The organism is Pantoea dispersa, from assembly GCF_014155765.1.
In the GTDB taxonomy this organism is placed as follows: Bacteria; Pseudomonadota; Gammaproteobacteria; order Enterobacterales; family Enterobacteriaceae; genus Pantoea; species Pantoea dispersa.
The window spans coordinates 341,890-363,678 of the sequence record NZ_SCKT01000002.1; the positions used below are offsets into that span (position 1 = coordinate 341,890).

22 protein-coding genes, 1 pseudogene and 1 riboswitch are annotated in these 21,789 nt (G+C 59.4%); of the genes and pseudogenes, 5 read left to right on the forward strand and 18 right to left on the reverse strand.

All coding sequences use genetic code 11. From position 1 onward, the window contains the following. Positions 1 to 69: 69 nt before the first annotated feature. From H7K56_RS08295 to H7K56_RS08325, 7 genes and pseudogenes are all read right to left on the reverse strand, one after another. The gene (locus tag H7K56_RS08295) at positions 70 to 999 is read right to left on the reverse strand and encodes an ABC transporter substrate-binding protein (protein WP_150360079.1); all 930 of its coding nucleotides are present in this window, start codon (positions 997 to 999) and stop codon (positions 70 to 72) included. Positions 1,000 to 1,008: 9 nt separating this feature from the next. Continuing rightward, a complete protein-coding gene (locus H7K56_RS08300) occupies positions 1,009 to 1,743 on the reverse strand; it encodes an ABC transporter permease (protein ID WP_058776076.1) in 735 nt (244 codons plus the stop codon). Further along, a pseudogene (locus tag H7K56_RS08305) lies at positions 1,727 to 2,362 on the reverse strand (ABC transporter ATP-binding protein); the annotation flags it as partial. The gene H7K56_RS08300 and the pseudogene H7K56_RS08305, both read right to left, overlap by 17 nt. A gap of 77 nt (positions 2,363 to 2,439) precedes the next feature. Continuing rightward, positions 2,440 to 3,408 carry a HesA/MoeB/ThiF family protein gene (locus H7K56_RS08310; RefSeq protein ID WP_150360081.1) on the reverse strand — a complete coding sequence of 323 codons (969 nt, stop codon included), beginning with the start codon at positions 3,406 to 3,408 and terminating at the stop codon, positions 2,440 to 2,442. A 10-nt stretch (positions 3,409 to 3,418) separates the two neighbouring features. Then, positions 3,419 to 4,177: a thiazole synthase gene (locus tag H7K56_RS08315; protein WP_150360082.1), complete on the reverse strand. Its 759-nt coding sequence runs from the start codon at positions 4,175 to 4,177 to the stop codon at positions 3,419 to 3,421. A gap of 3 nt (positions 4,178 to 4,180) precedes the next feature. Continuing rightward, entirely contained in the window at positions 4,181 to 4,378 is a 198-nt protein-coding gene (gene thiS / locus H7K56_RS08320; protein WP_150360083.1) for a sulfur carrier protein ThiS, read from the reverse strand. Then, positions 4,362 to 5,306: an FAD-dependent oxidoreductase gene (locus H7K56_RS08325; RefSeq protein ID WP_150360084.1), complete on the reverse strand. Its 945-nt coding sequence runs from the start codon at positions 5,304 to 5,306 to the stop codon at positions 4,362 to 4,364. The genes thiS and H7K56_RS08325 overlap by 17 nt, the downstream gene beginning before the upstream one ends. Positions 5,307 to 5,433: 127 nt before the next feature. Further along, positions 5,434 to 5,553, reverse strand: a riboswitch (TPP riboswitch). Positions 5,554 to 5,718: 165 nt separating this feature from the next. Here H7K56_RS08325 and H7K56_RS08330 point away from each other — a divergent pair. Continuing rightward, positions 5,719 to 6,156 carry a 6,7-dimethyl-8-ribityllumazine synthase gene (locus H7K56_RS08330; RefSeq protein ID WP_104093410.1) on the forward strand — a complete coding sequence of 146 codons (438 nt, stop codon included), beginning with the start codon at positions 5,719 to 5,721 and terminating at the stop codon, positions 6,154 to 6,156. Positions 6,157 to 6,311: 155 nt separating this feature from the next. Here H7K56_RS08330 and H7K56_RS08335 read toward each other — a convergent pair whose 3' ends face one another. Beyond that, on the reverse strand, positions 6,312 to 6,521 hold the full coding sequence (locus H7K56_RS08335; protein ID WP_031279978.1) for a YMGG-like glycine zipper-containing protein: 210 nt from the start codon (positions 6,519 to 6,521) through the stop codon (positions 6,312 to 6,314). Positions 6,522 to 6,774: 253 nt separating this feature from the next. Continuing rightward, on the reverse strand, positions 6,775 to 7,500 hold the full coding sequence (locus tag H7K56_RS08340) for a pirin family protein (RefSeq protein ID WP_021508917.1): 726 nt from the start codon (positions 7,498 to 7,500) through the stop codon (positions 6,775 to 6,777). A gap of 125 nt (positions 7,501 to 7,625) precedes the next feature. Here H7K56_RS08340 and H7K56_RS08345 point away from each other — a divergent pair, with 125 nt between their 5' ends. Then, positions 7,626 to 8,507, forward strand: coding sequence for a LysR family transcriptional regulator (locus H7K56_RS08345; protein ID WP_127835000.1), 882 nt, complete (start codon positions 7,626 to 7,628; stop codon positions 8,505 to 8,507). 1 nt (position 8,508) lies between these two features. On the opposite strand, the gene H7K56_RS08350 is transcribed toward H7K56_RS08345, so the two are convergent. The 9 genes from H7K56_RS08350 to H7K56_RS08390 form a co-directional block, all read right to left on the reverse strand. Continuing rightward, positions 8,509 to 9,258, reverse strand: coding sequence for an anti-sigma factor family protein (locus H7K56_RS08350; protein ID WP_021508915.1), 750 nt, complete (start codon positions 9,256 to 9,258; stop codon positions 8,509 to 8,511). Next, positions 9,255 to 9,758: a sigma-70 family RNA polymerase sigma factor gene (locus H7K56_RS08355; protein WP_058781060.1), complete on the reverse strand. Its 504-nt coding sequence runs from the start codon at positions 9,756 to 9,758 to the stop codon at positions 9,255 to 9,257. The genes H7K56_RS08350 and H7K56_RS08355 overlap by 4 nt, the downstream gene beginning before the upstream one ends. Then, positions 9,758 to 10,312, reverse strand: a complete 555-nt coding sequence (locus tag H7K56_RS08360) for a cytochrome b (RefSeq protein WP_021508913.1) — start codon at positions 10,310 to 10,312, stop codon at positions 9,758 to 9,760. The genes H7K56_RS08355 and H7K56_RS08360 overlap by 1 nt, the downstream gene beginning before the upstream one ends. Continuing rightward, positions 10,309 to 11,355 carry a catalase family peroxidase gene (locus H7K56_RS08365; RefSeq protein WP_058770331.1) on the reverse strand — a complete coding sequence of 349 codons (1,047 nt, stop codon included), beginning with the start codon at positions 11,353 to 11,355 and terminating at the stop codon, positions 10,309 to 10,311. Before H7K56_RS08365 ends, H7K56_RS08360 begins: the two co-directional genes overlap by 4 nt. Before the next feature lie 71 nt (positions 11,356 to 11,426). Beyond that, the gene (locus H7K56_RS08370; RefSeq protein WP_150360085.1) at positions 11,427 to 12,650 is read right to left on the reverse strand and encodes an MFS transporter; all 1,224 of its coding nucleotides are present in this window, start codon (positions 12,648 to 12,650) and stop codon (positions 11,427 to 11,429) included. Between the two features lie 186 nt (positions 12,651 to 12,836). Next, a complete protein-coding gene (locus H7K56_RS08375; protein ID WP_088517400.1) occupies positions 12,837 to 13,784 on the reverse strand; it encodes an ROK family protein in 948 nt (315 codons plus the stop codon). Beyond that, the gene (locus H7K56_RS08380; RefSeq protein ID WP_150360086.1) at positions 13,781 to 14,647 is read right to left on the reverse strand and encodes an ABC transporter permease; all 867 of its coding nucleotides are present in this window, start codon (positions 14,645 to 14,647) and stop codon (positions 13,781 to 13,783) included. Before H7K56_RS08380 ends, H7K56_RS08375 begins: the two co-directional genes overlap by 4 nt. Continuing rightward, positions 14,647 to 15,567, reverse strand: a complete 921-nt coding sequence (locus H7K56_RS08385) for an ABC transporter permease (RefSeq protein ID WP_021508908.1) — start codon at positions 15,565 to 15,567, stop codon at positions 14,647 to 14,649. The genes H7K56_RS08380 and H7K56_RS08385 overlap by 1 nt, the downstream gene beginning before the upstream one ends. Positions 15,568 to 15,585: 18 nt before the next feature. After that, positions 15,586 to 17,121, reverse strand: coding sequence for an ABC transporter substrate-binding protein (locus H7K56_RS08390; RefSeq protein ID WP_150360087.1), 1,536 nt, complete (start codon positions 17,119 to 17,121; stop codon positions 15,586 to 15,588). A 285-nt stretch (positions 17,122 to 17,406) separates the two neighbouring features. On the opposite strand from H7K56_RS08390, the gene H7K56_RS08395 reads away from it, so the two are divergent. From H7K56_RS08395 to H7K56_RS08405, 3 genes are read left to right on the forward strand one after another with little or no spacing between them, the layout of a single operon-like run. Then, on the forward strand, positions 17,407 to 18,540 hold the full coding sequence (locus H7K56_RS08395) for an ROK family transcriptional regulator (RefSeq protein WP_150360088.1): 1,134 nt from the start codon (positions 17,407 to 17,409) through the stop codon (positions 18,538 to 18,540). Positions 18,541 to 18,551: 11 nt separating this feature from the next. Next, the gene (locus H7K56_RS08400) at positions 18,552 to 19,994 is read left to right on the forward strand and encodes a M81 family metallopeptidase (protein ID WP_150360089.1); all 1,443 of its coding nucleotides are present in this window, start codon (positions 18,552 to 18,554) and stop codon (positions 19,992 to 19,994) included. Next, positions 19,991 to 21,787 (forward strand): ABC transporter ATP-binding protein, encoded by a 1,797-nt coding sequence (locus H7K56_RS08405; protein WP_150360090.1) that lies wholly within the window; start codon positions 19,991 to 19,993, stop codon positions 21,785 to 21,787. Before H7K56_RS08400 ends, H7K56_RS08405 begins: the two co-directional genes overlap by 4 nt. Positions 21,788 to 21,789 lie beyond the last annotated feature (2 nt).

Genomic DNA, 21,789 nt, shown 5'->3' on the forward strand with positions numbered 1-21,789 from the left:
TCCCCCGGCCGCACGCAATGTCAACGCGCGCCGTTCTCCCGGCCCGGGAAAACGGCGCAAGCGGATGGATTACAGTGAATAGCGCGCCAGTGGCGCCACGGTGGTGATCAGCCCGTTGGCTTTCATATATTCACCAAATACCTGATAACGCGCCTGATTGAATTCCGCACTGTGCGTTGCAAAATAAGGCAGCGTCGCCTGCCAGGCCTGATGATTGAGCGGCGTATCCAGTTCAGGGTAACGCTTAATGAACGCCTGCCACGCCTGTTGCGGGTGAGCGCGCAGCCAGGCGATGCCCGCATCCAGCCCACGCAGAAATGCCGGGATGCGAGGATCGTTTGCCGCTGTGTTGCTATTGGCCAGAATGATCAACTCATCGTAGGCCGGCACGCCGTAATCTTCCGGCTTAAACGACACCGGCTTTGCGCCTTTGTCCTGCAAATCCAGCAACTCGTAGTTACGGAAGATGGTCAGCGCGCCGTCAATTTTATGCGTCAGCAGCGCGGAGACGGCGTCCATATTCAGATTTACCAGCTTCACGCTGTTAACGTCGACGCCCTGCGATTTCAGCATATTGCGGATAGCCACATCTTCCGCGCCGGGAATCGCATAGCCAATCGATTTACCGGCGAAATCTTTAATACTGTGGATATCGCCCGATACGGCTGTCAGGGTGTTCAGCGGCTGGTTAATCAGCGTGCCAACCCGGATCACCGGCACCTGCTTGTCCACCAGCGTATAGAGCTGCGGCTGATAGCTAATCGCCAGATCCGCCTTGCCTGCCGCCAGCAACAGCGGTACCGACGCGGAATCCGCCGGTGCGATCATGTCGACATCCAGCCCCTGCTGTTTAAACGCCCCGCTGTACTGAGCGGCAAAGATCGCTGCGTGGTTGGGGTTAATGAACCAGTCGAGCAGCAGCCGCACCTTTTCAGCTGCCTGCACGTTGACGGTGGCCAGCAGCAGTAACGAAGCGATGGCACGAAGAAGTCTATTCACTCAAGTTCCTTAGTATGATTGCCAGAGAAATTTTTTACGCACCAGCGCCACGGCCGCTGAGAGCAGCAGCGCCAGGCTCATTAACAGCAGCAGTGCGGCAAAACTGGTGGCCGTTTCCAGCCGCGCGTTGGATTGCATCATCAGGTAGCCTAACCCTTCGCTGGCACCGACCCACTCGCCGATCACCACCCCAATCGGTGCCAGCACCACCGCCATCTGCAGGCCGGCGAAAAACTGCGGCAGCGCAGCCGGCCAGCGTACGCGCCAGAAAATTCGCCAGCGCGAGGGATACAGCGTTTGCGCCAGCTCCAGCCAGCCGGCAGGCGTACGGCATAAACCGTCGAACAGCGACAGGCACAGCGGGAAAAACAAAATCAGCGCCGCCACCACGACTTTTGACGCGATGCCAAAACCCAGCCACAACACCAGCAGCGGGGCCAGCGCAAATACCGGGATGGTCTGGCTGGCTGTCACCAGCGGAAACAGCACCCGACGCAGTAGCGGGCTGGAGGCCATCAGTACCGCCAGCACCACGCCGCCGCCGACGCCGAGCAGCAGCGCCAGCACAATTTCCGCCAGCGTAAACATTGCGTGATGCGCGAGCAGCTGCCGCTTTTGCCACAGAGCCTCCAGCACCGCCTGCGGTGCCGGCAGCAGAAATGCCGGTACGCCGTTGTGGCGCGCCAGCAGCCACACGCCCAGCACCACCGCGATCAGGTAGATACCACTACTCAGCTTTTTCATAGGAATTCAGTCGGGAAAAGAGTTCGGCCTGCGCCTGCAGCAGTCCGGCATCATTGAGCGCGCGCGGCACCGTACCTGCCGGCACAGCCCAGTGCGTCACCTGCAGCGGCTGGCCGTGCAACAGCAGAATGTCATCGGCCATGCGGCAGGCTTCCAGCGGATCGTGCGTCACCAGCAGCACCGTTTTGCCGCGCAGCAGCGTCGCGGTCAGCGTTTGCAGCTGGTGTTTGGTCATGACATCCAGCGTGGCGAATGGCTCATCCATCAGCACCAGCTCGCGCTGCGCATACAGCGTGCGCGCCAGCGCGACCCGCTGCCGCATGCCACCCGAGAGCTGTGAGGGCGCGGCTTGCGCCTCGTCTTCCAGTCCCACCTGCGCCAGCAAATGGTGCGCCCGCACGCGGTGCGGCTCCGCACCGCTCAGACGCGCCGTTAGCATCACGTTTTCCAGCACCGTAAGCCACGGATAGAGCAGATCCTGCTGCCCCATCCATGCCACGTGCTGCGCAATACCGCTCAGGCTGCCCTGCTGCGGCTGCACCAGGCCGGCCACCAGACGCAGCAGCGTACTTTTACCAATGCCGCTGCAGCCCAGCAGCACTGTGGTTTTGCCGCCGCGCAGTTGCAGATTGAGCCGATCGCACAGCTGTTTTTCGCCCCAGGCAAAGCTCACCTGGTCAAAGCGGATGTCCTGCGTCATGGCCGGCGCGCCGCCAGAATCGCCAGCTGATTAAAGCCGCGCTGCGCCAGCGCGCTGGCCGCCTGCGCTGCCCGGATGCCGCTGGCGCAGACCAGTACGATGCGGCGATCCGCCGGTGGCTGCCAGGCGTCCAGTTCGTGCGGCAATACGCGCTCAACCCGTTCGGCCACGCTGACGGGCGCCTCTTCGCAGCTGCGCAGCTCCACGATGCAGTCTCCGGGCTGTAACAGGTGAGCATCAATAAACGGCACGCCGGGCTGTGTAGGCTCCTGTGCCGCATCAAAGCGGAACGAACGAAAGTGCCATCTGACGAAGTCACAGTTGACCATGCAGCCGAGCGGTGAGGGTTGCAGCCCGAGCAGTACGCTGAGCGCCATCTGCGCCTGCATCGCCCCCAGCGCTGCCACAGCCGGGCCCATCACGCCAGCGGTGTTGCAGTTAGCTGCGGAGGCGGGCAGCTGCGGAAACAGCGCACGGTAGCTCGGTGCGCCGCCGCAAAAACCGCCAGCATAGCCCTGACGACCCAGCACCGAGGCGCTAATCAGCGGTATGCCTGCCTGGAAACAGGCATCAGACAGTTGGTAAGTCACCGCGAAGTTATCGGCGGCATCAATCACCAGATCGCACCCCGTCAGCGCCTGCGCGATATTGCTGGCGCTCAGCGCCTCGGGCATCGCTTCGATTTGCACCTCAGGATTACGCTGCTGCAAAGCCTGCTGCGCCGCCACAGCTTTGCTGCGCCCCACATCCTGCAGGGTGAACAGCGTCTGGCGATGCAGGTTATGCAGCGCGACCTGATCGTCATCGTACAGACACAGCTGACCGACGCCCGCGCCCGTCAGTTGAGGCAGCAGCGTGGCGGCCAGCCCACCGGCACCGGCTACCAGTACGCGGGCGCGAGCCAGTTTCTGCTGCCCGACGACGCCAATTTCCGGCAGCATCATCTGGCGTTGGTAGCGTTCCATTGCGCGCTCCTTAGTTCAGGTTAGCGAGGCCGAAGATCGGCGTTGAGGCCACGGCCATATCACGCTTCTCCATCAGCCCGGCCTCGCGCGCGCCCTGCCCGGCGGCGATCGCCTGGCTGAACGCGCGCGCCATCGCCACCGGATCGCCCGCTTTCGCCACAGCGGTATTGAGCAGGATGGCATCGAAGCCCATCTCCATCGCCTGCGCTGCCTGTGACGGCGCGCCGATGCCAGCATCAATGATCAGTGGAATATCGCTGAACCAGGCACGCATCGCCCGCAGCCCGTCAATATTTCGCAGTCCCTGGCCGGAGCCGATGGGCGCGCCCCACGGCATCAGCAGTTCACAGCCGGCGGCCAGCAGTTTTTCACCGACAATCAGATCTTCCGTGGTGTAGGGAAACACCTGGAAGCCGTCGGCGCACAAAATGCGTGCCGCTTCGACCAGCGCGAACGGATCGGGCTGCAGCGTGTCGGCATGACCAATCACTTCCAGCTTGATCCATGGCGTGTTAAACAACTCGCGCGCCATGTGCGCGGTGGTGACGGCCTCTTTGACCGTGTGGCAGCCAGCAGTATTGGGCAGCACGCGCACATTCAGGCCCGTCAGCAGCTCGCGAAAAGCCGCGCCCGCCGTGCCTTCGCGGCGCAGGCTGACAGTGATAATTTCACTGCCGGATGTGGCGATCGCCTGCTGCAAAATCGCCGGTGAAGGGTAGCCTGCGGTGCCGAGCAGCAACCGTGACTGCGGTGTAAAATCGTAAAACATCGCTCAGCCTCCCTGCATCGGTGACAGGACTTCCAGCTGCCAGCCTTCCTGCAACTGCAGGCTGGCATATTGACTTTTCGGCACAAAATCGCCATTGCAGGCGGTGGCAACACAGACCGCATCGATTTGCTGTTCGATCAGCAATTCGCTGAGGCTGGTGGCCTCAGTGCTGATGGTGCGGCCGTTAAGCTGAATATTCATGGCTAACCTCCCCGGACAGGCGCTGCATCAGCTGTTCTGCCATCATTGGTGCCAGCAGAAAACCGTGACGATACATGCCGTTAAGATAAAAAATACCGTTGTGATAGTGGATTTCCGGCAGATTAGCCGGCCATGCCGGACGCAGACCGCTGCCGCTTTCGATGACGCGCGCTTCCGCCAGCGCCGGGTGCAGGGTGTAGGCCGCGCTGAGCAGTTCCATCATGGCGCGCGCGCTGATAGCGCTGGCATCGTCGCTTTCGATCATGGTGGCGCCGAGCATGAAGTGGCCGTCGCGACGCGGCACCAGATAACAGGGAAAACGCGGATGGAGCAGACGAATCGGCCGGGAAAATGACACCTCATGACTCTGCAGGATCAGCATTTCCCCGCGCACCGCGCGCAGGCCGGAGAGTTGCGCTCTGGCATGGATACCGCGACAGTCGATGATCTGGCCCGATGGCTGGCGCGCATCAAAGCGGACGCCGCGCTGCAGCAGTTTGTCACGCAGTTCAGTCAGAGCGCGGCGCGGATCGAGATGTGCTTCGCGCGGGAAAAACAGTCCGCGCGCAAAACGGTTTTCCAGCGCCGGTTCGAGCGACGCCGGCTCAACCCATTGATGCGCCGTCGTCATGCGCGCGAAGCGATTTAACTCCGGGTTATCACGCGGCGGTGCCAGCACTAACGTGCCCTGATGCACCACGCTGCTGACGCGCGTTTGCCACCAGGCCGCAGCATGCTGGCCGAGGGTAATTACGTCGGCTGGCGCGCTTTCTGCTTCACACCACGGCGCCAGCATGCCACCGGCAAACCACGAGGCAGGCTGACGTGCTTCATCGTCAATGACCTCGACGGTTTCGCCGCGCTCAGCCAGCAGCGTGGCGACACAAAGCCCGGACACGCCGCTACCGAGCACGCTCCAGCGGCTCATGAACAACGTTCCGGTAAATAATCTGGGGAATTCACATCGGCCTCTCAGTGATAACTGAGACCCGCAGATACAGGTGAAGGGAATCGACGCCAGCGATCGGGCTCGCCTTTGCGCCAGACGGCTTTGCACATCAAACCGTCAGTCTTCCTACGCCAGTATCAACTGGGTCAGGTTCAAAGGGTCGCTAAGCCGCGCAGTGCGCTATTAGCCTCTCAGTCTCTCAGGCGAGACTCCCCCGACGCGTCTATTTGTATTGCAGGCGCTGGCTGGCGTCAAGCAGCACGTTAACTGCGCTGCCCGCGTTGTGGATCAAAATTGCAACATATGGTATACCAGACGGATAGCGGGCAGATGATAAAAAAGACTTTTTTATTATTCACTTATAAATTTTTCAGCTAATCATGGAAGCATTATGAATAAGTTTCGTGTGGCTTTTATTAAAGCAGGATGGCATCAGGCGATCGTGAACAACGCGCTGGTGGGATTTGAGCAGGAACTGACCGAACAAGGCGTCGAAAATACATTAAAAAGCTATGACGTACCCGGCGCGTTTGAAATGCCGCTGCTGGCTAAACGCCTGGCCGAAACCGGCAAATTTGATGCGATTGTCTGCGCCGCGCTGGTGGTCGACGGTGGCATCTATCGCCATGACTTTGTCGCGCAGGCCGTCGTCGATGGCCTGATGAATGTACAGCTCGCCACCAATGTTCCGGTGTTTTCGGTATCACTCACTCCGCACAATTTTCAGCCGGTCGATGCGATTGAAGCGTTTTATACCGAACATTTTATTAAAAAAGGCAAAGAAGCCGCACGCGCCGCTCTGATGATTCATCAGCTACAGATCGATTAATATTTTTTAAGCGGTAGCGGTAATAATTGATGGCCGGATTAAATAAAGAAATTTCTGGCCGATGAATATTTCAACGCGGGGCTATTGACGGCGGGTTATGAAGTGAAATGATTTCGCCAGCATTCCCGCTGGCGAAATCCTGAGTACCGGTAAAATTAACGGCTGACTTCGTGACCAATCAGGCCGCCGATAGCCGCGCCGCCGAGGGTACCGAAGGTGCTGCCACCGGTCAGAACAGCGCCGCCCACCGCACCCACACCGGCGCCAATGGCGGTGTTGCGGCCACGATGAGACATGCCACAAGCCGTTACAGAAAAGGCTAGAACCAATACCACTGCGATATTAAAGCTGCGTTTTAAAACCATCAAAATCCTCATTACCATTAATTCTAATGGAATGTAATAGTGTTAACTTTGTTTGTTGTTTAGCCGCCAAATACCTGGCGTAGCGTGCTTATCCTGGAGGCAAATTTAAGGGGCTTTGCATTTTTGTGGAAGGTAAAAATTCCTATTTTATGCCGGACCTGTCAGGTGCTGGTTATTATTCGTACCTTAAGCCAAATAAAAAGGCATGGCGTGAAGGTTCACGCCATGCCTCGCTGACTTACCGCGTAATGAATTAACGCTGCGGATGATTAACTTCTACTGGTCGTAAATCAAACACCAGCACTTCAGCGTTGTTACCGTTAGCGAACTGCAGCGCCGTCTCATTGCGTACGCGCGCGCCATCGCCGGCTTTAAAGCTCACGCCATTCACTTCAATGCTGCCGCGCGCCACATGAATATAAGCATAGCGATCGTTAGCCAGTTCCAGCGTCTGCTGCTCAGCACCGTCAAACAGTCCCGCGTAAATACGCATATCCTGACGTACGCGCAGCGAGCCGTTGTCGCCTTGTGGCGAAACAATCAGGCGCAACTGGCCGCGTTTGTCGGCCTCTGCCACTGACACCTGCTGGTAACCTGGCTCAGTACCGCGTTCTGCCGGCACAATCCAGATCTGCAGGAAGTGCACATTGTCCTGTTTCGAGTGGTTAAACTCGCTGTGCGTCACACCGCTGCCGGCGCTCATCAGCTGCACGTCACCGGGCACGATAACCGAACCGGTACCCATGGAATCTTTATGCTCCAGCGCGCCTTCCAGCACGTAGGAGATAATCTCCATGTTGTTGTGCGGATGCGCACCGAAACCGCGACCCGGTGCTACCTGATCATCGTTAATCACCAACAGATCGGAGAAACCGGTCTGTTGTGGGTCCCAGTAGCTGGCAAACGAAAAGGTATGGCGTGAATGCAGCCAGCCGTGATCGCCTAAGCCACGTTGTTCGGACAGTCGTTGTTCAATCATGGTCTGCTCCTTAAATTTTTTTAGCTGGAGGGCGAAGGCCCTTCCCGTTGCTGACCAGTATACGTAAACTGATTTGCCCAACAATGCGCCTGGATGACAATGACTGTCACAGATAAGTGGACAATATGCAGATTGAAGATCTCCGGATTTACGTCGCCGTAATCAAAGCGGGCAACTTTACCGCTGCCGCCGAACAGCTGATGCTCTCCAAGCAGTACGTCAGCCGGCGCATCGCCGCGCTGGAAGAGTCACTGGGTGCGCGTTTGCTGAATCGCAATACGCGCAAACTGTCCGTTACCGACAACGGCCAGCTGTTTGCCCAGCATGCGCAGCGCATTCTGGATGATGTGCAGGAAGCCGAACTGGCGGTGTCCGGTCGTCGTCAGGTGCTGCGCGGCAGTTTTCGTCTCAGCGTGCCGATGTCGTTCGGCATCAGCCATCTTTCCCCTTATATCGCCGAATTCCTGAGCCAGCATCCCGGTATCCAGTTCCAGGTGGAACTGGCCGATCGGCATGTGGATATGGTGGGTGAAGGTTTTGATATGGCGATTCGCATCGGCACGCTGCCGGACTCCAGCCTGATCGCCAAACGGCTGGGGGAATTCCGCCGCGTAATCTGTGCCAGCCCGGCCTACCTGCAGGGCGCCGGCGCACCGCGTGAGCCGGAGGATCTGCTGCACCATCTCTGTCTGCGCTATGGGCGTGAAAGCCAGACCGGCTGGGAGCTGTTTCAGGGCGACACGCGTAAAGTGCTGGCGGTCCAGGGACCGATGGTCAGCAATAACGGAGAAATGTTGCGTGATGCGGCCGTCGCCGGGCTGGGGATGATCCTGCTGCCGGAGTTTATCGTGGCTCCGGCGCTGGCGCGAGGTGAGCTGGTGACGGTACTGGATGACTGGCATCCGGCCTCGCTGCACCTGAATGCGCTGTATCCGCAGCATCGCCAGCGCAGCGAGATCAATCGGGTATTTATGACGTTCCTGCAGGCCAAGCTGGCAGGCAAATGAATTAGCCCACTTCGCTGCCTATCGCAGCACGCAGCGCCGGTGCGGCTTCGCCGCTCATCGGGCTCACCAGCGCATAGTTATAGTGGCGATCGCTCCAGTATTGCGCCACCAGGTTGTCCGCCTGGCGCGATCCCTTTTCCAGCCGCACGGTCTGCGGGCGGATGTACCAGCCAACGCGCGTGCCGCTGGCGGTCTGATACAGCACCAGCGCCGAGGCGCCATGCTCATTCGCCATCAGGCGCGCGCCGATGAGCTGATAGCCAAAGCGCTCCAGATTGGGCGGCAGCGTACCGTTGATAAAATAGCGGCCCAACCAGCTGGCCAGCTGTGTCGTCTGGTGGGTGCTAATGTCCATCGTCGCCTGCTGCGCGCCATCGCCGAATAACCGGTAAGCCTGTACCGCATCCTCCATCGGTAACGGATGATTCTGTAAGCGTTCAGTCATCTGCCAGCCGGACAGGCTGCCGATCCCCAACGCCAGCACCAGCGAGCAGGCCAGCGCCAGCCGCTGATAACGCTGCCGCGCACGCCGCTGGCGCAGCTGTGCCGGCTGCAGTGGCGTAAAGGTGGTTCGCGCCATATTGCGCTGCAGGCTTTGTTGCAAGCGCAGCTTGTCCTGACGCCAGCCCTCAACCTGGGCGGCGATGTCAGGATGCTGCACCAACCAGTCGCTGACGGCCTGATGGCTGGCACTATCCAGTTCACCATCCAGCCAGGCGTGCAGCTGGTTCTCATCGGGCGGGATATTCATTTTAATCTCCTCAACGTCACCGGGGCCGGCAGGCCTTCGGTCATGTGCTGCAACTGTTTTCTCGCCCGCGACAACCGTGACATCACGGTGCCCAGCGGAATGTCCAGCGTGTCAGCTGCTTCCTGATAACGCATGCCTTCCACGTTAACCAGGAGCAGCAATGCGCGACTGTCAGCCGGCAGACGGGCGAACAGCGCCAGCATCTCATCGGCGATGGCGTGATGCTCAGCCGACTCGGCAAAGGGCTCGGCGCGGCTGAACAGCGTCATAATCGCCTGCCAGCGCTTGCGGCGCCGTTCGCCATCAATGAACTGATGCCAGAGAATGGAAAATAGCCAGGCACGCAGACTGCGCGTGTCATCGCGCGCCGCGTCCAGTGCTTTGACCAGCGTGTTTTGTACCAAATCCTCAGCGGCCATGCGCTCACGCGTCAGCCCCAGCGCAAAACGCTGCAAATGCGGCAGTAATGCGCGGATTTCGTCATCGCTCAATGCAGACATTATTTTTGCTCTCGCACCCGGCGCAGGCCGGTCATGCTACTCAGCACGCCATCCCGTAAAATCAGACCATGCAGCAGCGCGGCAGCCAGATGGGCCAGAATCAGCGCGAACAGACTAAACGCCAGCAGCGAGTGTAACGGGCGCAGCACGGCATAACTTTCCACGCTAACCGGCAGCAGCGGCGGCAGCACCAGCCCCTCGCCAATTGTCACCGGAAACCCGCCTGCCGACAGCATTGCCCAGCCTACCAGCGGTTGCGCCAGCATCAGTAAATAGAGCGCCAGATGGGTCAAATGTGCCACCGTTTGCTGCCAGCCAGGCACCGACGCGGGCATGGCGGGCACACCATAGTAACGCCGCAGCCCGATACGCACGACTACCAGCAACGCGATCACCACGCCGAGCGGTTTGTGTATCGCCAGCAGCAGCGAATGGGCAGCCGAGATATCCGCCACCATCGCCACGCCGATAAATAGCATGGTCAGCACGGCCAGCGCCATCAACCAGTGTACGATGCGCAGCAGCGGATGAAACAGGGTTGTCTGGTGACTCATGATTTTTTCTCCTGCTGGCGCGCCTGTTCAGCCGTGCGCAGATTGAAAGATTTCGCGTAAGCGGCGGAGCGCGCGTTGAGCAGCGGATCGTCCGAACCGCTGATGCCCTGCGGCAGGATCAGCGGATCGTAATTGATGTCGTTGCAGCTGCCGCCCTGTTGCGGGCTGCTGTCGCGCAGCGTTAGCGTACCGGCGACAACCTGCTGCCGATCGGCTGGCCACACCTTGCTGGCATCGTTCACCGCATCGCCGGGGTGAGCCACGCTGATCACCAGATCCCACTTCAGCGGTGCGGTCGCCAGCCGGTCGTGCAGGTCGCTCTGCAGATAATCCGGCTGCTGCTGAGCGGCGCTAATCGGCTGCCATGGCGTACGCGGCACCAGACTCCAGCGCACAAAGCGCGTTTCCCCCTGCGCATTGGTAAAGCGGAAGGCATTCAGGCTGTTGTACTGCTCCTGTGCCCAGCTGGCGGCCAGTACGTGGGTTTTTACCCAGGCAAAGAACGGTTTAACTTCGGGATGGGCAACGGTAAACGCCATCAGCTTTTGCGCATCAGGCTTGCCGGTCTGCGGCAGCGGTCGGCTGGCCTGCTGCTGATCGTAAAAAGCCTGCGGCGTACTGACCGGGAAAAACGGCAGCGCGTTCATGCCGGTACGCCACTGCTCGCCGTGCGCCAGCTGAAATTCCAGCGCCAGGCTGCGCACCGGCACGCCATAATCCGGCGCGTGCGGATTACCGCCGGCAATGGCAAAGCGGCCAATCACCGGCACCGTACCCGGCTGGAAAACGCTGGCGCGTGACAGAAACGCCGCGTTGCCGCTGGAGGTAAAATCGCCGGTAACGCACACGCCCTTGGCATGATTGCGCCGGTATCCCGGATGCACACCGCTGTTTTGCTGCAGCGACTGCACCAGACTTTGCGCACTGAGGCGCTGCGGCGTCAGCCAACCGCCTGCAGCAAGAAACAGCACCAGCAGTAATCCGGGAATAATGACCACCAGCAGTAACAACGGCAGATGTCTGACCGTAGGTTTAAAGTTCATCTTAGCCAACTCAGTAAGGAAACGTGGGCATAAGACGAACCAGCGCGGCGTTTATTCCCGCGCGGTAAAAATTATTTTATGACCAGCGCCGGATTACGGCGCGCATCGCGCACCGCAACGGCATGAATCAGCAGCCCCAGCACGGACAGAATGGCCCCAACCCAGCCGGTGGACTGCCAGCCCAGCCCGGCGGAAATGGTGATGCCGCCGAGCCACGCCCCCAGCGCGTTGGCAATGTTGAACGCCGAGTGATTAAGCGCGGCCGCCAGGGTTTGTGCATCACCGGCCACGTCCATCAGGCGGATTTGTAGCACGCTTCCCAGCGCCACCATGGTGCCGACCAGCATCACGTTAAGCGCGCCCGCCAGCGCATAATGCGCGGCAAAGACAAACGCGCTCAATACCAGCAGCGACCACACCAGCACAATGCGGATGGTTTTCTCCAGCCCGCGATCGGCCAGACGTCCCCCGACAAGGTTGCCGATAATCATGCCAAGACCAAACAGCGCCAGTATCGCCGGTACCAGATTCTCCGGCAGGTGGGCCAGTTCCATCATGGTGGGTTTAACGTAACTGAATACCGAGAACATGCCGCCGCTGCCAATCGCGCCAATCGCCAGCGTCAGCAAAACCTGCTTGCGCGTCAGCGCCGAGAGCTCGCGCAGTGGACTGGCCTGCTTGTCACCGGCCACATTGGGAACCCAAAGCCACACCAGTAACAGCGTCAGCAGCGCCAGTCCGCCGACGATGGCAAACGCATCACGCCAGCCAAACCACTGGCCGATGGCGGTAACGGCAGGTACGCCAATCAGATTGGCGATGGTTAATCCCAGCAGCACCATCGACACCGCCTGCGCGCGCCGCGCGCGCTCCACCAGTCCTGCCGCCACCAGCGCCGCAACGCCAAAGAAGGTGCCGTGCGGAAAGCCCGCCAGAAAGCGGGCCACCAGCATCGCAGGGTAGCCCGGCACGACAGCGCTCAGCAGATTACCCAGCGCAAACAGGCCCATCAGCGTCATCAGGAAATTACGCCGTGAAGCCCGCGCGCCGAGAATAGCCAGCAGCGGCGCGCCAATCACTACGCCGAGGGCATAAATGCTGATGAGATGGCCGGCCTCAGGAATGGTGACGTTCAGGCCTTTCGCCGCATCTGGCAGCAGGCCCATGATGACAAATTCACCGGTGCCGATGGCAAATCCACCGGTGCCCAGCGCGAACAGCGCTTTTGGCACGCTGTGACGCGGCAGCGAGGCCTCGTCCGGAAGCTGAGAAAATTGAGGTTGTACTGATGACATGTTTTTTTCCGTACCGCAGGTGAAAAAAACAGCAAAGAGGCTGGCGACAGTGTCTGTTCACCAGCCTCTTTGCTGCGGGTTTTAGCGCGTCAAGCTTAGCGCATTTAAGGTTGAATCGGGTTCAACGAAGTCTTGAGCGCAACACGGTAACCGAAAAGCGCCTGCAACGGGCGAAAGGGCAAAAGCTCAGGACGCGCTGAGCGCCTGCCGCGCCAGCAGCGCCGCGCCCACCATGCCGCCCTGGTGGGCAAACTCGCCCGGCACCACCAGCGCATGCGCTGTGCTGCGCAACACACAGCGCTGCACCGCATCATTAAGCGCAGCAATCAGCGGGGTGACCGAAGCCAGGCCGCCGCCTACCGCCACCCGCGACGCGCCGGTAATGTTAATGGTGTAGGCGAGCGGCTCGCTTACCAGTTGCAGCCAGGCTTCTATCGTCTGCTGCGCCCGCGCTTCTGCCTGCTGCCAGCGGGCAATGATTTCCACGCTGCTGGCGCTTTCAGCGTGCAGCACCTGATGCAGCGTTTCCAGTCCGCGTGCGCCGCCGTAGGTGTCCAGACACCCTGTCTGGCCGCACGGACACGCCTGGCGCGGCACGCGCACGCGACCATGCGCCAGCGTCACTTCCGTGAGGGTAATCGGCCCGTGGCCCCATTCGCCGGTCAGGCCGTTTTGTCCGGTGATAATGCGGCCGTCCGCCACCAGACCACCGCCCACGCCGGAACCGAGAATCGCGCCAAACACCACTTTGTGCCCTTTGCCGCTGCCGGCCAGCGCCTCGGCCAGGGCAAAGCAGTCGGCGTCGTTGTGCGCGATCACCGGCCGCTGCAGCACCTCACCCAGTTCCCGCGCCAGATTACGCCGGTGAAAAGCCGGGATGTTGCTGGCAAACATTTCGCCGGTTTGCGGTGCCACAATGCCCGCCGTAGAGATGGCGACAGCCGCCTGGCTGCTGAAATGGTTATGCTGCCCGGCGATCATCTCGCTGACTCTGGCGCAAAATGCCTGCCAGTCCGTCGCCGGGATTTTTTGCTGATCGAGCAGGGTTAGCCGATCCTGTGCATCCATCACGCCAAGCTTGATAAAGGAGCCGCCCAAATCGAGGCAGATCACGGTTGAGTGCGGGTGAGTCATAAACGTTTATCCATTACATCGCGCAGGCCGTCGCCCAGCACATTAAAACCGAGCACGGTAATCAAAATCGCCAGTCCGGGAAATAGGGAGACGTAAATATTTAGCCCGAGAAAGTTGCGGCCATCGCTCATCATGGTGCCCCACTCCGGCATCGGCGGCTGCACGCCGAGCCCGAGAAACGACAGACTGGCGGCAGAAAGCACCACCGCACCAGCCGTCAGCGTCGACTGTACAATCAGCGGGCCAATGGCGTTGCGCAGAATATAGTGCGTGATAATGCGCGGGTATCGCACGCCAAGCATATGCGCCGCTTCGATATACTCCATATTTTTCAGTCCCAGCGTCAGGTTGCGACTCAGACGTGCATACACCGGGATCGAGAACAACGAAATGGCGATCAGCATGTTTGTCAGCCCCTCGCCGAGCACGCTGACAATCAGAATCGCCAGTACGATGCCGGGAAAGGCGAAAATAATATCCATCAGCCACATGATCAGCGCATCAATTTTGCGTCCGGCCAGCCCCGAGATGATGCCCAGAGGAATGCCGATCGCCATCGAGATGGCTACGCTGAGGCTGACTTCAAACAGCGTGATGCGCGCGCCATAAATGACGCGGGCAAAAATATCGCGGCCGTAATCATCGGTGCCGAACCAGTGGGCAGCGGAAGGTGCCTGCAACGTGTTCAACAGATCCTGCTCGATGGGATCCCAGTGAGTGATCAGCGGTGCGAAAAGGGCAGCCAGCACCACCAGCAGCACCAGCCCGCCTCCGGTCGTGATTGAAGGGTTGCCAAGTAAAAACCTCACGATCTGGTGGCGGCGCGCGGGCGGCGGCTGGAGAGACGTGTCGAAACTGTTCATCAGTCGAACCTTATTTTCGGGTTGAGCAGGCCAATCACTATCTCACCGACCAGATTCATCAACACCACGCCGGTTACCGCCACTAACGTCACGCCCTGAATCACCGGATAATCGCGGTATTTCACCGAATCCACCAGCAGGCGGCCAATACCCGGCCAGTTAAACACCGATTCAGTGACCACTGCACCCCCGATCAGGCTGCCAAAATTCAGTGCGACGATGGTGACAATCGGTATCAACGCATTGCGCAGCGCGTGTTTCCAGTTAACGCTGGCCGATGATAACCCTTTGGCTCTGGCGGTACGGATGTAGTCCTGACTGAGCACATCCAGCATGCTGGAGCGCGTCATCCGCGCGATCATCGCCATCGGCAGAATCGCCAGCGTCACGGTCGGCATCACATAGTTGCGCCACGAATCAGCGCCGAGTAGCGGCAGCCAGCCGAGCTGTACCGCAAAGTAGTTCATCGCCAGCAACGCCAGCCAGAAGTTCGCAATCGAGGCACCGGCAATGGTCAGTACCATGACGATCTGATCGGGAATGCGCTGCCGGTAAATGGCCCCGGTCATGCCCGCCGGCACGCCGATGGCAATCGCCAGCAGGTACGCCAGCGCCGCCAGCGACAGCGTGTAGGGCAGGCGTTCGCTGATTTCGGTCATCACCGGACGCTGCGACTGCAGCGACAGCCCGAGATTGCCATGTAGCGCTTCACCGGCAAACCTGACGTATTGCAGCGGCAAAGGCTGATCCAGACCGAGCCGCACGCGCATACTGTCCACTGCTTCCTGCGGCGCTTCCGGGCCGGCCATCAAGCGTGCCGGATCGCCCGGCAGCGCGCGGATGGCGATAAACACGATGATCGACACACCGAAGATAATTAACGGCAGCGAGAGCACCTTTTTTGCGACATACGCTTTCATATCAATCAGCCATCAACACTATTTTTTCACGGCATCACGGACCACAATCTGGCCGCCCGGTTGCATCGTCACGCCACTGATATTTTTGCGCGTCGCATACAGATCGTCCTGATAGTAGAGCAGCACCTGCGGCGCGAGTCCGCTGATCCGCTGCTGTGCCTGGAAATAGAGCGCTTTGCGCTGGGCATCATCGAGCGTGGAGGCGGCGCTATCGATTAGCTCATCGGTACGTTTGTCGCTGAAGAAGCCGAGGTTAGCCCCGCCGGGCGCAAAGCTGCTGCTGTGATACAGCGGACGCAACTGCAGATCCGAGCCGTACAGCCCCGAGGACCAGGACGCCAGCACCGCGTCCGTACCCTGCGCGGCTTTCTCTTTGGCATCGGCAAACGCCGCTTTGGCCCATACGCCGCTCTCCATCTGGCGCACGCTGAGCTTGACGCCTATTTTGCTCCACATACCCTGCAGAACCTGCGCGGTGCGTGCGTCGGGTGCCTGCACGGCAATCGACATGGCGAAGCCGTCGGCATACCCCGCTGCCTTAAGCAGATCTTTGGCTTTCTGCACATCGTACGGATAGTCATGCAACGCTTGGTCGTAGTTGGCATCGACCGGCGCCAGCGGGGAATTGGCTGGCTGCGCATAACCAAACTTTACTGCTTTCACCAGTGCCTGCTGGTCGGTCGCGAAGTTCAGCGCCTGGCGTACTCTGACATCGCTGAGGGCTTTACTCTGCGTATTGAGATCGATCCAGAATACCGCCGCGCCCGGCGACTGTTTTAACTGCACGCCGGGATTATTTTTTAACATGCCGGCAAATTGCGGCGGCACCGGGTTAATAATATCGACCTGACCGGATTGCAGCGCCATATTCATGACTGACGGCTCACTGCTCCAGGTCCATTTTATTTCGTCCGGCCCGGAAGACTTGCCCCAATAGTCCGGATTCTTCTGCTCCAGGACAAATTCACCGGATTTATACTGCGCCAGTTTATAGGGTCCGGTACCGTCGGCTTTATTATTGATCGTGCCGGCTTTGTCAGCTTGTGGACTCACCATTAATCCCGGACCGGAGGCCAGCACGGTTAAAAACGCCGGATTAATTTTCTTCAGTGTAAAGGTGATGGTTAAGTCATCTTTTTTCTGCACGTCCTGAATAAAGGTGCGAATTTTCCCACTTCCGGCGAGACCGCGCTTCGTATCCAGATGACGCTGAAAGTTTTCAACGACCGCATCGGCATTAAATGGCGTGCCATCATGGAATTTAACGTTGGGACGCAGCGTAAATTCCCAGTGCAGTCCGCTGTCGTCGGCATGCCAGGAGAGCGCAAGGGCCGGCATGATTTTGCCATCGTCACCGAGCCGCGTCAGGCCTTCATACATCGGGTCCAGCACCGTGCCGGTAAAGGTCGCGGTCTGATTGCCCGGGTCCATGCTGCGCGGCGGTTCGTTTTGCATAATGACCAGCTGAGCAGCCAAAACCGATGCGCTGGAAAACGACGCCAGAATACCCGCGGCAAGTGTCAGTACCCTGAAATGCTTGATTGTGCTTTGCATGAAGGCCTCAGTGAATCAGTGACAAAGAGTGAAGAGTCATTGCCCGGCAGGCAGCTGACCGTCAATGCACGCCATCGCCTGCCATACGCTTTGGTTGTGTTAACGGCAGCAGAAGAACGGGCTCGACGCTATATAAGGCACACTCTGCAAACAAAAGCCAAGATGTCAGTTCATATATTTTACTTATAATTCGATCTGTATTCAGAAAATAAACTAAATACGCTTGAATTTGTTTTCACGGCTGATTATTGTCGGCCAAATACAGCCTATGCCGTGAGAACCCGGATGCTTAATGCTCATCAGCAACAAATTCTGCGTTTATTAATTGCTTCGCATGGCATGAGCCGCACGGCAATTGCGGAAAAAATGAAGCTGAGTAAAGCCGCAATCAGCACATTAATCAAAGAGATGCTTAGCGCAGGACTGCTTGAAGAGAGCATTCCGGAAAGTAACGGTCAGGGTCGGCCTTCGGTGTTATTAAAAATGCGTGCCGACAGCGCCTATTTTCTCGGTGCGTCGTTGCTCGGTGACGATGTGTATCTGGTGCTGACGGATATGCACGGCCGCATCCTGGCCAGTACCCACATGCCGCTGAATCCCGATCCTGCGCTGCTGACTGGTGCGCTGGCCGCCGCCATTCCCGGCCTGCTTGCACAAAAGGGCATCTCCGCCGATCAGCTTATCGGGCTGGGCGTCACGCTTTCCGGCTTTGTGGATGAAAACCAGGCGGTGTGCGTTCAGTCTGCCCTGCTGGGCTGGAAAAACGTCCCGCTGGCGGCACTGCTTAACGCGCAAACCGGTCTGGAGGTGTCACTGGAAAACGATGCCAAAGCTCTGGCGGTCAGCGAAAAGATTTTCGGCGTGGCGAAAAAGGCACAGAATTTCACCCTGATTTCCCACGGCGACGGCATTGGCTCCGCGCACTTCTTTCAGGGGCAGCTGCACCGCGGCGCGCACGGTGGGGCCGGTGAAATTGCTCACTGTACCGTAGAGCCCGGCGGGCGTCCGTGCCGCTGCGGCAAACGCGGCTGCCTTGATACGCTGGCATCGCTCACTGCGATGCGTGAAAGCATGCGTGACAAACAGCTGCCCTGCACCAGCATTGCCGAACTGGAAGCGCTGGCGGTAAAAGGCAATAGCGCCGCGATCGCAATTCTGCACCAGGCAGGTGACGCACTTGGCCTCGCCATTGCCAATATCATTCAGATGAACGATCCGGAGATGATTGTCATCGCTCATCAGCCGGATGCGTTCGACGGCCTGCTCAGAACGGTGGTGATGCAGGCGGTAGATAGTCACGTGTTGCCTTCAATCATGGGCAAGACGCCCATCGCCAGCATGGCGATTGATCAGTTGAGCTGGGCCCGCGCCGCAGCCAGTGTGGCGGCTTACCGTTTTATCGTTCACTTACCCGACTAGCGGAGTCTGTTATGCGCATTGCCTATGGTGGAATTCATACTGAATGCAGTACCTGGAACCCGGTGCTCAATTACGCCGACGACTTCCGCATCGTGCGGGGTGAAGCGATGACGACCAATCCCTATTTCGCCTTTCTGCAGGATTACGCGGCTGAATTTCTGCCGACCTTTCACGCCCGCGCCATTGCCGGTGGGCCAGTAGCACGTGTGACCTATGATGCCTTCAAACAGGAGTTTCTCCATCGGCTCGAGGCGTATTTGCCCGTGGATGGCGTTTACCTGGCGATGCACGGCGCGGTTTATGTCGAAGGGATGGAAGACGCGGAAGGCGACTGGATTAGCGCGACGCGCGAGCTGGTCGGGCCCGATTGTCCGATTAGCGTCAGCTACGATCTGCACGGTAATGTCTCGCAGCGCATCATCGACGCGATCGATATGTTTTCGACCTACCGCACGGCACCCCATATCGATGTGGAAGAGACCATGCGCCGCTCCGTTTCGATGCTGGTCAATAGCCTGCAAAGCGGCATCCGGCCGGGTGTGGTGTGGGCGCCGATCCCCGTGGTGCTGCCAGGCGAGCGCACCAGCACGGAAGATGAACCGGCCAAAAGCCTTTACGCCAGCCTGCCCGGGATTAACTCACTTGAACATATCTGGGATGCTTCGCTGATGGTTGGCTATGTCTGGGCGGATGAGCCACGCGCCACGGCGGCCGCCATCATGACCGGTACCGATGCCGATGTGCTGTCTGAGCAGGCGGCCAAACTGGCGCTGGCTTACTGGCAGGCGCGTGAGCAATTTGTGTTTGGCTGCGTGACCGGCAGTACTGAAGAGTGCGTACGCATGGCGATTTCCAGCCCTGGCGGACCGGTGATTCTCGCCGACTCCGGTGATAACCCGACCGGCGGCGGCGTGGGCGATCGGGCCGATGTACTGGCCGAACTGCTGCGGCAAAATGCGCAGGATGTCATCGTTGCCGGCATTACCGATAAACCGGCCACAGAGGCGGCCTTCGCCGCGGGCGTCGGTGCCCGGCTCTCCCTGACTATCGGTGCCACGCTGGATCCTGCTGGCGGCAAAGTCAGTGGCGAGTTTGACGTGCTACTGCTGAGTGATGATGCCCGTTCGGTTGCCCGTCAGGCGCTGCTGAAGATTGCAGGCATTACCGTGGTGGTTGCCGATCGGCGTCGTCCTTATCACAACCTGGCAGATTTCGCCCTGCTCGGACTTGATCCGCGCCAGGCAAAAATTGTGGTGGTGAAATCCGGTTACCTGTCGCCCGAGCTGGCGCCGATTGCCAATCCCAACCTGATGGCGCTGTCGGAAGGTGTGGTCGATCAGTATGTTGAACGGCTGGTGCGCAAGCGCAAGCTGCAGCCGGCTTATCCGTTCGATACCGATTTTACCTTTGTGCCGGTCAGCACCCGCTCGGCGCGCTTTTTGGCGGCACAATGAATCGCGCTGACCCGCTGGTGCTGAGCATCGAAAATCTCACCGTCGCGTTTCGCAGCGATGACCGCTGGCGTGAGGTGGTGAAAAACGTCTCTTTTACCCTCGGGGCCGGTGAAACGCTGGCGATTGTGGGTGAGTCGGGCTCAGGCAAAAGCGTTACCTCGATGGCGATCATGCGCCTGCTGAATAGTCGTCACGCACGTATCAGCGGCAAAGTGCTGCTGAACGGCGTGGACTTGCTCACGCTGAGCGAACGTGCAATGCGCGATATCCGTGGCAATGCCATCGCGATGATATTCCAGGAGCCGATGACCAGCCTTAATCCCTCCTTCACTATCGGTCACCAGATTGCTGAGGCGCTGATCGCGCACCGCAAAATCAGCGCACGCGCCGCCCGCGAAGAGACCATCCGGCTGCTGGAGAAAGTGCGTATTCCCAACGCGGCCAAACGCTTCAGTGACTACCCGCACCACTTTTCCGGCGGCATGCGTCAGCGCGTGATGATCGCCATGGCGCTGGCGCTGCGCCCAAAACTGCTGATTGCCGACGAGCCGACCACCGCGCTCGACGTCACGATTCAGGGTCAAATCCTTGACCTGATCAAGACCCTGCAGGAGGAGGAAGGCACCGCCGTGCTGTTCATCACCCACGATATGGGCGTGGTGGCAGAAGTCGCCGACCGAACGCTGGTGATGTACCAGGGCGCGATGGTGGAAACCGGCAGCACCGCCGCGATTTTTTCAGCCCCGGCGGCAGAGTATACCCGCACGCTGATTGCAACCGTGCCGCAGCTGGGTGCCATGCGCGGCATCGATGGACCGCGTAAGTTTGCGCTCAACGGCGAAGCGCCGGTGGCGCAGGCGCGGCAGACGCCACAAGGGCAAACGCCGCTGCTGTCAGTGAAGAACCTCAGCACGCGCTTCAGCATTCACGAAGGGCTGTTCAGCCGTAAAACCGGTGCGGTGCACGCCGTGGAGAATATCTCGTTTGATCTGCTGCCGGGTGAAACCTTGTCGCTGGTCGGCGAATCCGGCTGTGGCAAATCCACCACCGGCCGCTCGCTGACGCGGCTGGTGCAGCCGGCCTGCGGGCAGATTGCTTTTGACGGCAGCGACGTGCTCACCCTCTCCCGGCAAGAACTGCGCAAGCTGCGCTGCGCCATGCAGATGATTTTTCAGGATCCGTTTGCCAGCCTTAACCCGCGCATGTCAGTCCTTGAAGCCCTCACCGAACCTTTTTTACAGCATCGGCTGGGCAGTAAGGCCGCTGCACAGAGCAAAGCGGCCGAACTGATGACGCGCGTTGGCCTGCCCGCAACTATGCTGAAACGCTATCCGCACGAATTTTCCGGCGGCCAGCGTCAGCGCATCTGCATTGCCCGTGCGCTGATGCTCGATCCGAAAATGATCATTGCCGACGAGTCGGTGTCCGCCCTTGATGTCACCGTGAAAGCGCAGATCATCAATCTGCTGCTCGATCTGCAACACAGCCTGAATCTGTCGTATCTGTTTATCTCACACGATATGGCGGTAGTAGAGCGTATCAGCCATTGTGTGGCGGTGATGCTGCTGGGAGAGATTGTTGAGATTGGACCGCGCGCGGCTATTTTTGAGAATCCGCAGCACCCATACACACAAAAACTGCTCGCGTCGGTGCCGGTGCCCGATCCGGCGCGCCGCCACTTAAAACGGTACGTGGACGTCAGCGAGCTGAAGAGCCCGGTGCGTGCCAATGGATTTGTGCCGGAAAAACGGCATTATCAGGAAGTGAGCGCCGGACACTGGGTGATGCGGTAAAA

What these genes read in the sequence shown, in the direction of transcription:
- H7K56_RS08300 (WP_058776076.1), bottom strand. Translation starts at nt 1,743, where the DNA reads ATGAAAAAGCTGAGTAGTGGTATCTACCTGATCGCGGTGGTGCTGGGC.
- H7K56_RS08310 (WP_150360081.1), bottom strand. Translation starts at nt 3,408, where the DNA reads ATGGAACGCTACCAACGCCAGATGATGCTGCCGGAAATTGGCGTCGTC.
- H7K56_RS08315 (WP_150360082.1), bottom strand. Translation starts at nt 4,177, where the DNA reads ATGTTTTACGATTTTACACCGCAGTCACGGTTGCTGCTCGGCACCGCA.
- thiS (WP_150360083.1), bottom strand. Translation starts at nt 4,378, where the DNA reads ATGAATATTCAGCTTAACGGCCGCACCATCAGCACTGAGGCCACCAGC.
- H7K56_RS08325 (WP_150360084.1), bottom strand. Translation starts at nt 5,306, where the DNA reads ATGAGCCGCTGGAGCGTGCTCGGTAGCGGCGTGTCCGGGCTTTGTGTC.
- H7K56_RS08330 (WP_104093410.1), top strand. Translation starts at nt 5,719, where the DNA reads ATGAATAAGTTTCGTGTGGCTTTTATTAAAGCAGGATGGCATCAGGCG.
- H7K56_RS08335 (WP_031279978.1), bottom strand. Translation starts at nt 6,521, where the DNA reads ATGGTTTTAAAACGCAGCTTTAATATCGCAGTGGTATTGGTTCTAGCC.
- H7K56_RS08340 (WP_021508917.1), bottom strand. Translation starts at nt 7,500, where the DNA reads ATGATTGAACAACGACTGTCCGAACAACGTGGCTTAGGCGATCACGGC.
- H7K56_RS08345 (WP_127835000.1), top strand. Translation starts at nt 7,626, where the DNA reads ATGCAGATTGAAGATCTCCGGATTTACGTCGCCGTAATCAAAGCGGGC.
- H7K56_RS08350 (WP_021508915.1), bottom strand. Translation starts at nt 9,258, where the DNA reads ATGAATATCCCGCCCGATGAGAACCAGCTGCACGCCTGGCTGGATGGT.
- H7K56_RS08355 (WP_058781060.1), bottom strand. Translation starts at nt 9,758, where the DNA reads ATGTCTGCATTGAGCGATGACGAAATCCGCGCATTACTGCCGCATTTG.
- H7K56_RS08360 (WP_021508913.1), bottom strand. Translation starts at nt 10,312, where the DNA reads ATGAGTCACCAGACAACCCTGTTTCATCCGCTGCTGCGCATCGTACAC.
- H7K56_RS08365 (WP_058770331.1), bottom strand. Translation starts at nt 11,355, where the DNA reads ATGAACTTTAAACCTACGGTCAGACATCTGCCGTTGTTACTGCTGGTG.
- H7K56_RS08370 (WP_150360085.1), bottom strand. Translation starts at nt 12,650, where the DNA reads ATGTCATCAGTACAACCTCAATTTTCTCAGCTTCCGGACGAGGCCTCG.
- H7K56_RS08375 (WP_088517400.1), bottom strand. Translation starts at nt 13,784, where the DNA reads ATGACTCACCCGCACTCAACCGTGATCTGCCTCGATTTGGGCGGCTCC.
- H7K56_RS08380 (WP_150360086.1), bottom strand. Translation starts at nt 14,647, where the DNA reads ATGAACAGTTTCGACACGTCTCTCCAGCCGCCGCCCGCGCGCCGCCAC.
- H7K56_RS08385 (WP_021508908.1), bottom strand. Translation starts at nt 15,567, where the DNA reads ATGAAAGCGTATGTCGCAAAAAAGGTGCTCTCGCTGCCGTTAATTATC.
- H7K56_RS08390 (WP_150360087.1), bottom strand. Translation starts at nt 17,121, where the DNA reads ATGCAAAGCACAATCAAGCATTTCAGGGTACTGACACTTGCCGCGGGT.
- H7K56_RS08395 (WP_150360088.1), top strand. Translation starts at nt 17,407, where the DNA reads ATGCTTAATGCTCATCAGCAACAAATTCTGCGTTTATTAATTGCTTCG.
- H7K56_RS08400 (WP_150360089.1), top strand. Translation starts at nt 18,552, where the DNA reads ATGCGCATTGCCTATGGTGGAATTCATACTGAATGCAGTACCTGGAAC.
- H7K56_RS08405 (WP_150360090.1), top strand. Translation starts at nt 19,991, where the DNA reads ATGAATCGCGCTGACCCGCTGGTGCTGAGCATCGAAAATCTCACCGTC.